The following is a 13870-nucleotide window of genomic DNA, read 5'->3' as shown; positions in this document are numbered from 1 at the left end:
ACGATCGTTCGCTAGTCAACCGCTTCAACTCCGCTCTCAAAAGAAGCGGAGAGCAATCTGGGGAGACCAGGTCATGGCGCGCTTCGTCCATTTTCGTCTGCTGCGCGCCGCAACATTGTCATTGGTCGTAACGTCCTCGGCAATGCTGCCTGCGCGCGCCGAGGATCCGGCCGCCTATCCCACCCACAAGATCAGGATGCTGCTGCCCTATGCGGCCGGTGGCGGCGGCGACGTGATCGGGCGGCTGCTCGGCGACAGGATGGGCAAGACGCTCGGACAGAGCGTCTATATCGAGAACCACACCGGGGCCGCCGGCACGCTCGGCACCCAGATGGTCGCGGCGTCGGCGAATGACGGCTACACTATCACCGTCGGCGGCATGACCACGCATGTGCTGGCGCCGGCGATCTATCCGAAACTGCCCTACGATTCGATCAAGGATTTCACCACGATCGGGCGCATCGGCACGTCCTCGATCATGCTGGTGGCGACCAAGGATTTTGCGGCCGACGACATCAAGGGCCTGATCGCGTTGGCCAGGAAGGGCGAGCCGATCCAGTACGGAAGCTGGGGCGTCGGCTCGACCGGACAATTCTGCGCGGAAATCCTGATGCAGCAGACCGGAATCAAGATGGACCACGTGCCGTTCAACGGCATCGCCAAATTGGCCGGCGATTTGCTCGGCGGCCACATCTCGCTGGCGACACTCGACATGGCGACCGCGACTCCGCTGGTGAAGGACGGCTCGATCAAGGCGCTGGCCGCCTGCGGCGAACGCTCGCCGAGCCTGCCGGATGTCGCAAGCTACAAGGAACAGGGCGTGCCGTTCGACCGCAGCCTGTCCTGGGCGATGTATGCGCCTGCGGGCCTTGCCGAACCGATCGCAAGAAAGCTGTCGGCGGCATTGAAGGACGCGCTCGCCGATGCCGAGGTCAAGGAGAAGCTGCTGGGGCTCGGCATCACGCCGCAATTCGTACCCGGCGACGAGCAGCGTGACATCAACGCCCGCGACATCGCGGCCTGGAAGCAGGTTGCCAAGGACGCGGGCATCGAGGTCAAGTGATCAAGCTGACAAGAGGAGCGCTGGCATGAGCCGCATCTTCGGCGCGGTGCGCCAGAACGGATATGTGGTGCGGGACATCCACACCGCGATGAAGCACTGGATCGAGGTGATGGGCGTCGGTCCCTGGTACTACATGGACCGCGTCAAGACCGACTGGTTTCGCCATCGCGGCGAAAACTCCGCGGTCGAGATGAGCATCGCGCTGGCCAATTCCGGCGACCTCCAGATCGAGCTGATCCAGCAGCGCAACGACGCGCCCTCGCTGTACAGGGAATTCCTCGAGTCCGGCCACGAGGGCCTCCAGCACATGTCCTACTGGAGCCACGACTACCAGGCGCTCTATGACAGGGCGCTCGGGCTCGGCTACAGGATCGGCCACGAGGGCCAGATCGGCGGCGACAAGGGCCGCTTTGCCTATTTCGACACCCAGGCCCATCCTGGGACCGTAATCGAGATCTCCGACATCAGCGGCACCAAGGGGCCGTTCTTTGAGAAGGTCCGGCAGGCGGCTTTGAGCTGGGACGGCACGCGGCCGATCCGGGAGGTCGGCGGGAGCCGATGACGCCGGCGGCCGGCAAGGCGATGCAACAACCGGCCGGGTTCACCGCGCTGCTGGCGCGGGAGACGGCAATCCATGGTAACGTGAGCTTCGTGTCCGAACCTTCAGCGAGGCAAGCATGTCCAACACTGACAAGGTTTTCGCCGGCTCGATCCCGAAACTCTACGACGAATATCTGGTCCCGCTGATCTTCGCCGTCTACGCCGAGGACATCGCAAGACGTGTCGCGGCCCGGTCTCCCTCCGTGCTGCTCGAGATCGCGGCGGGCACCGGCGCCGTGACGCGCGCGGTCGCGGCGGCGCTGCCGCGCGGCGTCCGTTATGTCGCGACCGACCTCAACGAGCCGATGCTCGCCGTCGCGGCGCAGCGCCAGGCGGATGACGATCGCATCTCGTGGCGTCAGGCCGACGGATCGGCCCTGCCCTTTGACGACGCCGAATTCGACGTGGTGTGCTGCCAGTTCGGCGCCATGTTCTTTCCGGACCGCGTCAAGGCCTACGGGGAAGTGAAGCGCGTCCTCAACGGCAATGGCACGTTCGTGTTCAACGTCTGGGATCGCATCGAAGACAATGTGCTGACGCATGAAGCCACGGTCGCGCTCGAAAAGCTGTTTCCCGACGACCCGCCCCGTTTCATGGCCCGGACGCCGCACGGCTATCACGACAAGGCCGTCATCAGAACCGACCTCGAACGCGCAGGCTTCCGTGATATAAAGATCGAAACGCGACCTGAAATAAGCCGCGCGCCGTCGCCCGAGCACGTCGCGATCGCGCTCTGCCAGGGCACGCCGCTGCGAAGCGAGATCGAGGCACGCGATGCCAGCAAGCTTCAGGCTGCGACCGACATCGTTGCCGAGGCGATCCGGACGCGCCATGGGTCCGGACCGATCGAGGGCAAGATCCAGGCTATCGTGATCGAGGCGCGGCGGTCGTGACGGGCTTCGATCTGCCGCCGCCTCTTACCAGAAGCCCCGCTGCATCGGCTGTGCCGGCTGATAATATTGATACTGGCCGCGTCGGCGCGGATTGACGGGCTGCGGATTGGGATCGCGCTGGAAGAAGAAGCCGAAACCGTTGCCGCCATTGTCCCAGCCGTCGTCGCTCGCCATGGCCATCGGAGGTGCGGTCGGCTTGCGCGTGATGAAACCGCCCTGGGGCTGGTTGCTCAGCACCGCGACGAACTCGGTGCGGTAGTTGGTCTCGCTGCTCAGCGGCTCATCCGAGATGATGATTGAGGAGCGCGGCAACGCGGTCGGCGCAATGCGATCGAGCACCTCCTGCGGGATGGTGATGCGATCGAGCGCGTTCCTGGCGTTGTCGCCGTCGTCGATCGTGACCACGCTCCAGCGCAGACCCGTGTCGTTCTTCGCCATCGCCGTGAAGATATGCGTTCCGAGCGGCTGATCCGGATTGCGGATCGTGACGGGAACCTCGATGCTGGTGTCGAACACCTCGCCGCCGCCGTCCGGTGCCGGCTTGTGCGTGTTCCGCCGCACATAGAGCTTCTGCGTCGCGCGGCTGATGTAGACCGAGACCGGCTCGAGCGCGAGCTTTGCGTCGGTCGCAGCCTTCACGGCGTCGGCCTTCCTGGCCGCTGCCGCCCTGGCCGCCTCTTTCGTGGCAGCGACCGCATCGCGCTTCGGCTGTGCGGCGGCCTTGGCGGCATCGAGCTGCGTCGCCGCGTCGCCGGCCTTGATGGCGGCCTTCTGCTTCAGCTCCTCGGCCTTGACGCGGGCCTGATCGGTCTTGGCCGCCGCGAGCTGCTTGTCGGCAAAGGCGAGCTCGGCGTCAGCGCGGGTCTTCTGCTGTTCCAGCTTGCGCAGCGAAGCCGGCAGCGATGCCGCCTCTTTCGCGGCCAAAGTCGCCTCCTTCTTGGCCTCGTCGGCCGCCCTTGTGGCCTCCTCGGCCTCACCGGAGAGCTTGCCGATCCGGCCCGGCGCCGCCGCAATGGCGTCCCGCTTCGGCATGAACAACGCGGGATGAACGATGTCGATCGGCGCCGCGTCGTTCGGCGAGATGATCACCCGCATCCCGATGTTGGTCTTGTCGAACAGGCCCTCCGCGAAGCCGAACGGCATCCGCACGCAGCCATGCGAAGCGGCGTAGCCGGGCAGCGGCCCGCCATGCAGCGCGATCCCGTTCCAGGTGATGCGCTGCATGTTCGGCATCCAGGCGTCGTCATACATGGTCGAGTGGTGGTCCTTGTCCTTCTCGACGATGGCGAAGACGCCGGCCGGCGTCTCGCGTCCCGTGGTGCCGGTGGACACCGGCGCGCGGAAAATCCAGCCCTCGGCGTCGTAGAAGGTGACCTGCTGGCTTTTGATCGACACGATCGCCATGATCGGCTCGCCGGCCTCGCGCGGCGCCACCGCCTCGACCGGCTGACGCGCCTGCTTGGCCGCATTGGCCGGGGCCACAGCCGCAAAGGCGAGCATTGCCGCCAAGGTCGCAATTCCGGGAGGCCCCCAACGCCGCATCGCCACGGTAGATTGCGCCGTTGTCGTCAGGTTTCTCATGCCATCCTCGGTCGAAATGCCAGTCCGCCGGTCATTGATCAGATTGCGATCTTTGAATTAAGAAATTGCAGCCGCCTTACGTTCCGTCTGTGGCGACATTCGGCACGTTCCGGCGATAAATCTCATATACGACGGTTGACGCAGGCGGAAGGGCGGCGCGCGGCCGAAGCTGGCGGTCTATCGCTGCGACAGAATGACCGGGGGTCGGTGACACGGCTGCCAGCGCCCGGCGTCGGACGGCGAAGCCACCTTGAACGGGCGCAGAACGCCCATCGCCTTCCGATCGCGCGGATTCACGCCATTCGGCGGCCGCGCGGGGGCGGTGTAAGCGAAACCGCTGGGGCCAAGGCCGCCTTTTCAAACAAGCTTGGCTCCCTTGCCAAACAAGGCTGCCTCTCCAAAGGAGACGAGCCGCTGCCGCTCCTCGTCCCACAAGGTCAGCCGCACGGTCCGCAAACTCTGGAGCAGCGTAATCCGCCCGACACCAGCGAACTGCGGATTGTCGCGCAACACGTCCTGCAAGCGATAGTAGGGAATTCGACTGGACAAATGATGGATGTGGTGGACGCCGATATTTGCCGTGAACCATCGCAGGACGCCCGGCAATTGATAGTGAGAGCTGCCGTGCAGCGCAGCGTCGTGAAAATTCCAGGTCTCGTCGTGGGCCCAATGCGTGTGCTCGAACTGGTGCTGGACGTAGAACAGCCAGACGCCGATCGACGCCGCCAGAACAATGATCGGCAGATGCACGAGCAGGAACGGCCCATAGCCGACCAGCTGGATCATCGTGACGACGAGAACCGCGAGGGCGATGTTCGTGCCCATCGTGCTCAGCCAGGGTTTCCAGCCGCGACCCATCATCCCGACCGGCAATCGGTGCTTCAAGATGAACAAATACGAGGGACCGACGCCAAACATCACCAGGGGATGTCGATACAAACGATATAGCGTCCGACGCCATCGCGACCGCCCGAGAAATTCCCGCGTGGTCAACGTGTCGATGTCGCCTAAGCCCCTTTGATCGAGATTGCCGGAGTTCGCATGATGGCCTGCATGGTTGCGCCGCCAGTAGCCGTATGGCGTCAGTGTCATCACGCCGAGGGCACGGCCGACCCAATCGTTCGCAAGGCGGCCGCGGAAGAAAGAGCCGTGTCCGCAATCGTGCTGGATCATGAAGAGGCGGACCAGCAAACCCGCCGCAGGCACCTCCAGCAGGAGGGCAAACCAATAACCCTGGTCAAGAGCGGCCCAGATCAGAGCCCAGATGACGACGAACGGTATCGCCGTAATCGCCAGTTCGAGGATACCCCGCGCATTGTCGGGCTCGCGATAGTGGGCAAGCAACTGCGCCGATGCGCGGATTTCCGGTATTCCTTGGCTCATATCTGCTCTGCTCCCGACATGCGGCCCAAGAAGCACGGTTATGGCCATGGACGCAACAAAAACGCCCTCCGCCTGGAGCGCTTCCGGTCGGAACCGAGCCATCGCCAGGCCAAGCGGCGCTCTCGGAGCTTCAGACGGTGAGGCCGAGCCTCGTCAGATATTGCGGCTTAAACGCCCAGCGCCTTGCGGTTGAAGGTTCGCAGGAAACGCAGCGACAGCGTCCGGACGTTTGCGACGTTCAGCAACCAGCCGGCAGCGGCATAAGCGAGCCCGCCGGCGAGGCTCACGACCATGAGCGGGACGAGGCCGATCCCATTGACCTGGGATCGTGCTACGAGGATCGCAGCCGCCATCGCTGCGGCGGAGACGGCAACGCCGGCCAGGCGGTGGAGGTCGAACGGGACCGGATGGGCGCGATGCATCAGGACGACGGCAACGAGGAAACCGATCGCTTCGGTCGCAAGCGTCGCCAGCGCCGCGCCGTAGAGACCATGGCTGGCCACCAGCACGAACATCAAAGCCACGCTCACGACCAGCGTCAGGAACGACTGCGCCGCCAGCATGAACGGTCGCTCGGCAAGCTGGAAGCTGATCTGCACGTAGAATTGATTGGCGATGCCGAATAAGCGCGCGAGCACCAGCGTTGGCAGCAATACCGATACGCCGGTGCGGAAGTCGACGCCGACGAGCGTGCCGGCGACCTGATCGGCCGCAAGCGCAAGCCAGACGGCGACGGGCGCGACCACGACGAGCAGAAGCTCGAGGCTCTCGGTCAGCCGCTCCCGCGTCGTCTCGATGCTTTTGTCCGACAATGACCGGAACACCAGTGGCACGGTCGCCGCGGCGACGCTGGAGGCGATCATGACCATGAACTGTCTCGGCAGATCGGCGGCGACGCCAAAGATGCCGGCGGCGTCCTTCCCGAGCAAATAAGCCACGATGAGCCGGTCGCAGGCCGAGTAGACCGCAACCGACAACCCCGCCAGCGTCAGCGGCAGGCCGTAGCGCGCGAGCTGCACGAACTGGCTGCGCTGAAAGCGCGCGATCCTGGTGCGGTCACCGACGAGGTTCAGGATGATCCCGGCGAGCGAACCCAGGCCGAATGCGGCGAGCAGTCCCAGTCCACCCCAGCCGAACCAGATGCCGAGCAGGCCGAAACCCACGCTCGATACGCTGCGCACGATCGAGATCGCCGCGAACCTGTAAGGGCGCAGCTTTGCGCGCTCGAACTCCTGGCCGACATCGACGGCATTCGCCATGATCGCGACGAACATGCTGGCAAGCAGCAGCCCAACGCTGAGATCGCTGCGGAACAGGAAGACCAGCGGCGTGGTGGCGCAGAGGACGGCAACGGTGAGCGCGAAGGCGACCATTGCAGTGCCTCGAAAATCCACCTCGGCCGACATCGCCTGATAGCGCGACACCGACAGCTTGATCCAGGCGAAGAAGATCGCGCCCACAATGCCGGCCAGGCTGATGCCGACGACATAGACGCCGTACTCCGCCGGCGTCAGCAGCCGGGTGTAGGCCGTGACGGCGAAGAAGCCCACCGCCGCAGGCAGGATGTAGGCGACGAGATAAATCGAGAAATGGCGGTTCAGCATGCGAGCACGGGACCGGCAACGTTATTGCGAGTGTGACGGCCGTTCATCAATTGGACCATGGCGGGGCGAACGAAATGCGCCGCAGCATCTCTCAAGAATGTCACATAAGTCTGGAGATCGGGCGGCGAATGCGGCTTTGAGGCCGCTTTCGCGGGTTAGCGTTAAATTTGCCCTTCCCTGGTGGGGGCACGACCACTGAAAGGAACCGTAATTCGGAGATGGCAAAGTTAACCCAAGGAGGGAAAACCCCGGCGTTGCAAGGCGTCGCTTGGTACGATGGCGCGTTGGCTCCGATAAGGAATGCCGTGACCAGGCTCGACAGACGCGAATTTCTCCTCGGCAGCGCCGCAGCACTCGCGGCGGGCGCGTCGGCGTCCGCAGCGCCGGCGTCGAAACTCGCCCAGCGCCATCAGGGATTTGGTGCCGCGGCCACGCTCTGGGATCTGCAAGCCGATCCCAGGCTTGGCGAAGCCATCAGCACCTATTGTACGCAGGTGGTTCCGGTGCTCGAGCTGAAATGGCCGATGCTGCGTCCCGACGCGCACACCTTTGCTTTCGAACGTGCCGACGCGATCCTGGATTTCGCCCGGCAGAACGACCTGACGATGCGCGGGCACGCGCTCGCCTGGTATCACGACATTCCGGACTGGACCAAGCAGATCAAGGATACCGAGGGCGTCGAGCGCGCCTACATCGACCACATCGGCACCGTCGTCTCCTATTACAAGGACAAGCTGACGTCGTGGGATGTCGTCAACGAGCCGATCCCGGACAATCCACGCAGCCCGAAAGACCGCCGCGAGTCGTTCTGGACGCAGCATCTGGGCAATCGCTGGATTCCGCTGGCGTTCCGCACGGCGGCCGCGGCCGATCCCTTGGTCAAGCTCGCGATCAACGAATACGACATCGAGTCGGCAAAGGACACGTTCATTGCGAAGCGCGCGGCCTACCGCCATCTCATCATGGACCTGCTCGACCAGGGCGTGCCGTTGCACGCCGTGGGATTGCAATCGCATCTGCATGCCGAGCTCGAGATCGACACCCATGGGCTCGCGGAATTCGCCACCGAGCTGCGCGCCTGGGGGCTCGAGGTGCTCGTCACCGAGCTCGATGTCGACGACCAGAAGCTGACGGGGACGCCGGCAGAGCGCGATGCCATCGTCGCCAAGCGCGTCGACGATCTCTTGACCGCGATCTCGACCAGCGGACCGGTGCGCTCGATCCTGACCTGGGGTCTCTCGGACCGCTACAGCTGGATCAACGGCACCTTTGCCCGGCCCGACAAGCAGCCGAACCGTCCTTTGCCGCTTGACGGCGAGTTCAAGCCGAAGCCGTTCATGAACGTGATCAGCAAGTTCACGAGAGACGCGTGAAGGCGCCGGGTCTCAGCGCGTCTTCGGAGCCTCGAACTGAACCTCGTCCCCCATGTCCTCCGGAGACAGGCTCGGACCGCGACGGTCGCGCGAGCTGAGACGGAACACGTCGCGGATGTCGTCGATCGAGGTCGACGAATAGGATTGGATGCACAGCGCCACCTGGTCGGGCGAAGCGGCGCGCATCATCGCTTCGATGGCCGGGCGGTCGAGGCGCGTGTCGTCCCAATGCGAGACCGCGATGCTGTCTTCGGTGACCCGATGGGCGGCCAGATGCGCGGGCGCGTTCGCGACGAAATGGCCGTACATGAGATATTCCGAGAACTTCTTCTTCCGGCACAGTGCCAGAACCCAGTTCAATCCCGTCGCCGACTTGATCGCCTCAGTCATCGCACGCGCGGTGTCCTTGTCCCAGACCAGCGCGTTGCCGACATAGTCGTCCGCAGGGAAGGACCGGTCCTTGATGCCAAGGAGCTGATCGACGGTGCGGAGCCACAGGACATGCAAGGGGTGGGCGGCGTCGATCCCGTTGCGCGTGACGAATAGCGGCGTCTTCTCGGCGCCGGCATACTGGCCGACGTCGAATTCGCGGAAGAACAGATTGTCCGAATCCAGGATGCAGACGCGCTGCTCCGGCGCGTTGAGGACGCCGGCGATCTTGAGAATCTGCTGAATGTGCCAGCCATGAACAGGTGACGACAGCAGCGACAGCCAGACGCGCCGTTTGCTGATGAACTGCAGAGCCGGCGGCAGCGCCCACAGCCATTTCGGCAAATAGCGCGAGGCCGGAACGATGACGCGCTTGTCGGAAGCGAACCGCGCGAACAGCGGCAGATCCTCATGGTTAACGAGAACATAATGCCGCGTGTAGCCCGTCAACCAGGTGTCGATGCTTTCGCTGAGCAGCGAAAAGCGCTCGATATCCTTGGCGTAGCTGGCGGTCAGCAGGGCAACGGAATGCATGGCGCGCGCTCGTATGGCGATCAGGCCGCAGTCATAGCGGCGCCGAGGCGTGTTGAATACTTACATTCGCAATCAAGGTAAAATGAAACGAAGCATTAGCCATCCGACGGCAGCCCCTGCTCGATGCCGCGAAAACGCAGCGTCGCCAGTGCGGAGGCGCGCTGCCACCAGTCGGCGACGCGGTCGTCGAGCGCGGTCACGCCTCGACCCTGACCGGGGAAGATCCGGATCTGCTGCACCGCCTCGGCTTCGAACCCCTTGCCCTTGCGGGTGATCTTGAGCGCGGCGCCTTCGCGGTCCCGCTGGGTCAGCGGCACCAGAAGGCGGCCGCGCGGACGAAGCGACCGAAGCCACAGCGGATGCGGCTGCGAGAAGCCGGCATGAACGATGATCACGTCGGCGGGCTCGCCGATGTCCTCGCATCCGTCGCCATGGACGACCGCGACGTTGCGATAGGCGCCAAGATAGGTTGCGGCCCGCGCCGCAAGCCGCTCGTCGCATTCGATTGCCTGCACCCTGCCCTTCGGGCCGACGATCTTCGACAGCACGGCCGAGAAATAGCCGAGCCCGCAGCCGATCTGGACCACACGATCTTTTTCCCCGACGTCGAGCAAATCGATGAAGTGCGCCCACAGGCTCGGCAGTCCGGTGTCGAGCTTGCGGCGCGCATCGATCGCGACCAGCACATTGTCCTGGAGATGAACGGGATCGGCATCCGGCGTCAGCCGATAGTTGCGCGCCGCCTCGCTCTTGATGCGCCACGGTCCCTTCGCCAGAAACTTTTCGCGCGGAACAGTGCCGAGGGCTTCGAGCAGGCGCGTTGAAGAGATCCGCTCGCGCCTTGCGATCAGCTCCACGTAACGCGCACGCGCGGCGGCAAGATCGCTCATCTCAGGGATCGGCCTGTTCACGAACGAGCGCGCCCGCGCCGAGCTCGTCGATCAGTTGCATCGCCTGTTTCAGGTCCGGCGTGGAGAAGCCCTCGCTGAACTTGCCGAGGATCGGTACGAGCAGGAGACGAGCGTGCTCGCGCTTGCCGCCTTCGTGCGACAGGCGCGCGAGGCTGACGGCCGTGCGAAGCTCCCAGGACAGCGCGCCCTGTTTGCGCGCGATCTCCAGCGACAGGTTGAACAGGTCCTCGGCCTCCTGCACCGAGGCCGGATTCCCGTCCGACAGGGTGATCTCGCCTTGCAGGCGGTAGACTTCGGCGAGGTAGGAGTGGTCGCCGGTCCGTCTTGCGGTCGCGAGCGCACCGTCCAGCGCGCGCAAGGCGGCATCGCGCATCCCGACCTTGGCGTAGGCCTCCGCAAGCAGGCAGCGAAACCAGCAGCCGGCGAGCCAGGAATCCATCGCTTCGTATTCGTCGAGGCCGAACCGCATCTGGCTGAGGCCTTCGTCGGCCTCGCCGAGCTGCGCCAGCGCCCAGCCGCGCAGGATCGCCGCCTGCTGCTTCCAGTGCAGGAAGTTGTGCTCGGTGGCGATGATCATGGCACGGTTGGCGTGGTCGCGCGTGCCCTCGACATCGCGCAAATGCTGGCAGAGATAGGCGCCGAACACGAGCGCGAAGGCGAGCGTGAAGGGGTGGCGGATCTTCTCGGCGTTCGCGATCGCCTGCTCGCTGTGCTGGCGCGCCGCGTCGGGCCGGCCGAGGAACCACAGCAGATAGCCGAGATAGGACAGCGAGACGACGCCGGGATCGGTGCCGTGCCGCTCCATCAGATCGGAGTGCAGGTCGGGGCTGTAGAGGTCGATGCAGCGGTGCAGATGATGCTGGGACGCGGCAAAGCGCCCGCGATAGAGCATGGTCATCGCGATCGAGCGATGCGCCTCGATCAGATAGCCGGTCTGCTGCGCCGGCTGTGTCCCCTCGTTCAGCCGCTCGCGCTTGGCGAACTTCAACAGCTCGACGCTGAGATCGTGCGCGCGGGTCAGATCGGCGCGGATGAAATGACAGACCCAGAGCCCGCGCGTGGCGGCGAAGGCCTTTTCGTCGTCGTCGAGCTGCTGGCCGAGTTCGAGGGCGCGAACGTAGTTCTCCTCGACCTCCTGCACGGCATAGCCCTTGGCGGCGATCAGCGCGTTGCCGAGCGCGATGCGCAGTTCGAGCTCCATCTCGTCGGCGCCCTGCATGCGCGCATTGGCCTGCACGACGCTGAGGCCGCGGCCCAGATGCCCGATCGCCTCCAGATTGGCGCCACTCTTGGCCGCCTGCTTGCCGGCCTTGAGCCAGAAGCTGGCGGCGCTCTCGCTCTGGCCGGATTCGGTCATATGATGGGCGAGCAATTCCGGTTCGCGCTCGGTCTTCTCGGGATACATCTCGGCGAGCACCTGGGCGATCCGGGAATGCAGCTTGCGCCGCTCGCTGTGCAGCAAGCTCGCATGCGCGGCGTTCTGAATCATCACGTGCTTGAAGGAGTAGAGCGCGTCGGGCGGATGGCCGCGGCGCATGATCAGTCCGGCCTCCTCCAAATGATTGAGCGCGGCCTCGATCTGTTCGGCGGGTGTGTTGGCGACCGCGTGCAGAGTCTCATAGGAGAATTCGCGGCCGATAGTGGCGCCGATCTGCGCGATCCGCTTGAACGGCCCCATCCGGTCCAGCCGCGCCATCAGCGAGTCCGTCAGCGTCGCCGGGATCGCGAGCTGCCGCCACGGGCCCGACAGGACGTAGCGCCCGTGCCGTTCGGTCAGGAGGTTGGATTCGAGAACCGTCTTGGTCAGCTCCTCCAGGAACAGCGGCACGCCGTCGGTCTTGACGATGATCTCCTCGATGACCTCCTTGGGAAGCTCGCGTCCCGCCACGCGCTCGACCAGCGTCGCGCGCAACTGCCGGCTCAACCGGCTCAGCACCAGGGTCGTGATATGCGAATGGGCGTTCCAGCTCGGCTGGAATTCGGTGCGCGCGGTGATGATGACCAGGATTGCCCGGTTCTGTGCCCGATCGACCAGGAGATCGATCACCTCACGGGACGTCGGGTCGATCCAGTGCAGATCCTCGAATGCGATCACCAGCGGCTGCTCGCGCGCAAGGCCGAGGAAATGATTGACCAGCGCCGCGACGGTCGCATCCTTTTGCTGCTGCGGCGACAGCTCCAGTGGCGGATAGCGGTCACCGGTCGGAATGGACAACAGCGCGGCAAGCAGCGGCGCAACCTGCTCGATGTCGCCATGAGCGGCAGCGATCGCGGTCTCCAGGCTCGCCAGCGACTGCACGGACGCATCCTCGCGATCGAGACCGAGAGAGTATTTGAGCTGCTCGGCGAACGGATAGAACGCCGTGGAGGTGTAATAGGGCGAGCACTGGAACGAGACCTGTCCATGGCGGTCACCGGCGATCCGTTCGAAGATTTCCTGGATGATGCGCGACTTGCCGATGCCGGGCTCGCCGAACTTGACCACGACCTGGCCCTCGCCCTCCTTGGCCTGCTGCCAGCGCCCCATCAGCAGCGCAATCTCCTCCTCGCGGTTGACGAGCGGGGTCAGCCGCGTGCCCATCGCGGCGGCGAAGCGGGTCTCCACCCGCGAGGCGCGCATCACGTGCCAAGCCTGGGCCTTCTCCGAGATGCCCTTCAGCGCGTGGACGCCGAGATCGCGGTAGTCGAACTTCCCCTTCAGCAGCGACTGGGTCGACGTGGAAATCACCACGCCGTTGGGCGGCGCCAGACTTTGCAGCCGCGCGGCGAGATTGACGGTTTCTCCGACCGCGGAGTCGCGCTCTTCGGTGCCCTGTCCGACGAGGTCCCCAACCACGACGAGACCGGTCGCGATGCCGATGCGGACGGCGGGTGAGTGGCTGAGCGCACCACGTGGCTCGATCGCGCGGGCGGTCGACAGCACCCGGACGATTTCCAGCCCCGCTCGCACGGCGCGCTCGGCGTCGTCCTCATGTGCGGTCGGATAGCCGAAATAGACCAAAATACCGTCCCCGACGAAGCGGGCGGCAAAACCTTCGTAATGCTTCACCACGCGGACACAGGTTTCGCGGAAGCTCGCGATCATGTCGCGCACGTCTTCCGGATCGAACTGCACCGAAAGCGAGGTGGAATCCACCATGTCGCAGAACATGGTGGTGAGCTGACGCCGCTCGGCGCCGACCTCCGTCCGGACTTGCGGGCGCGCCGTCGCGTCGGGCTTTTCAGCGGTTTCGGCCCGGAACAACGCGGTCATGGCTCGCTGGAGCCGCTTCCGATCGCCGAGCGGCAATCCAAGCTCGACGAGATCGGATTCGGTCAGGTCTCCCATGACGTCGAGATCGAGACGGTGCTGCGCGAAGAGATCGGTATAGTGGCTAAGACCGATACCCTCGAGCCAGCGCTTCAGCCCGCCTTCCGCTCCCGTGCCCGGCTCATTCTCCAGCATGGTGATTCCGCCCGACCAATCACTCCGTCGAAGGGCTTAGGGCCCCGCAACCAC

General features: G+C 64.7%; 10 protein-coding genes. 4 read left to right on the top strand and 6 right to left on the bottom strand.

Annotated elements, in window-relative coordinates; translation table 11 throughout:
* Positions 1-73: 73 nt before the first annotated feature.
* The 3 genes from BRA1253DRAFT_RS30000 (at position 74) to BRA1253DRAFT_RS29990 (ending at position 2556) form a co-directional block, all read left to right on the top strand.
* Complete coding sequence (locus BRA1253DRAFT_RS30000; RefSeq protein ID WP_007600616.1) at positions 74-1063, top strand: tripartite tricarboxylate transporter substrate binding protein; 990 nt, start codon at positions 74-76, stop codon at positions 1061-1063.
* 25 nt (positions 1064-1088) lie between these two features.
* The gene (locus tag BRA1253DRAFT_RS29995; RefSeq protein WP_007600615.1) at positions 1089-1625 is read left to right on the top strand and encodes a VOC family protein; all 537 of its coding nucleotides are present in this window, start codon (positions 1089-1091) and stop codon (positions 1623-1625) included.
* A gap of 115 nt (positions 1626-1740) precedes the next feature.
* Positions 1741-2556, top strand: coding sequence for a class I SAM-dependent methyltransferase (locus tag BRA1253DRAFT_RS29990; protein ID WP_007600614.1), 816 nt, complete (start codon positions 1741-1743; stop codon positions 2554-2556).
* Between the two features lie 24 nt (positions 2557-2580).
* Here the strand turns inward: BRA1253DRAFT_RS29990 and BRA1253DRAFT_RS29985 are convergent, their stop codons facing one another.
* The 3 genes from BRA1253DRAFT_RS29985 to BRA1253DRAFT_RS29975 all read right to left on the bottom strand — a co-directional run bounded on the left by BRA1253DRAFT_RS29985 (position 2581) and on the right by BRA1253DRAFT_RS29975 (position 7124).
* Positions 2581-4137 (bottom strand): L,D-transpeptidase, encoded by a 1557-nt coding sequence (locus BRA1253DRAFT_RS29985; protein ID WP_007600613.1) that lies wholly within the window; start codon positions 4135-4137, stop codon positions 2581-2583.
* A gap of 357 nt (positions 4138-4494) precedes the next feature.
* The gene (locus BRA1253DRAFT_RS29980; RefSeq protein ID WP_007600612.1) at positions 4495-5520 is read right to left on the bottom strand and encodes a fatty acid desaturase; all 1026 of its coding nucleotides are present in this window, start codon (positions 5518-5520) and stop codon (positions 4495-4497) included.
* A 167-nt stretch (positions 5521-5687) separates the two neighbouring features.
* Entirely contained in the window at positions 5688-7124 is a 1437-nt protein-coding gene (locus BRA1253DRAFT_RS29975) for a lipopolysaccharide biosynthesis protein (protein ID WP_007600611.1), read from the bottom strand.
* A gap of 305 nt (positions 7125-7429) precedes the next feature.
* Between BRA1253DRAFT_RS29975 and BRA1253DRAFT_RS29970 the strand changes: the two genes are divergently transcribed.
* Positions 7430-8497, top strand: coding sequence for an endo-1,4-beta-xylanase (locus BRA1253DRAFT_RS29970; protein ID WP_035994220.1), 1068 nt, complete (start codon positions 7430-7432; stop codon positions 8495-8497).
* A gap of 12 nt (positions 8498-8509) precedes the next feature.
* Here BRA1253DRAFT_RS29970 and BRA1253DRAFT_RS29965 read toward each other — a convergent pair whose 3' ends face one another.
* From BRA1253DRAFT_RS29965 to BRA1253DRAFT_RS29955, 3 genes are all read right to left on the bottom strand, one after another.
* Positions 8510-9460, bottom strand: a complete 951-nt coding sequence (locus BRA1253DRAFT_RS29965) for a DUF6492 family protein (RefSeq protein WP_007600608.1) — start codon at positions 9458-9460, stop codon at positions 8510-8512.
* A 95-nt stretch (positions 9461-9555) separates the two neighbouring features.
* Positions 9556-10350 carry a protein-L-isoaspartate O-methyltransferase gene (locus BRA1253DRAFT_RS29960; RefSeq protein ID WP_007600607.1) on the bottom strand — a complete coding sequence of 265 codons (795 nt, stop codon included), beginning with the start codon at positions 10348-10350 and terminating at the stop codon, positions 9556-9558.
* Position 10351: 1 nt separating this feature from the next.
* Positions 10352-13816, bottom strand: coding sequence for an AAA family ATPase (locus BRA1253DRAFT_RS29955; RefSeq protein ID WP_007600601.1), 3465 nt, complete (start codon positions 13814-13816; stop codon positions 10352-10354).
* Between the last annotated feature and the right edge of the window lie 54 nt (positions 13817-13870).

Origin of the sequence: Bradyrhizobium sp. WSM1253 (genome assembly GCF_000244935.1) — a bacterium.
Classification (GTDB): domain Bacteria; phylum Pseudomonadota; class Alphaproteobacteria; order Rhizobiales; family Xanthobacteraceae; genus Bradyrhizobium; species Bradyrhizobium canariense.
The sequence above is the reverse complement of the archived record's forward strand: the minus strand, read 5'-3'. Positions and strand labels throughout refer to the sequence as shown.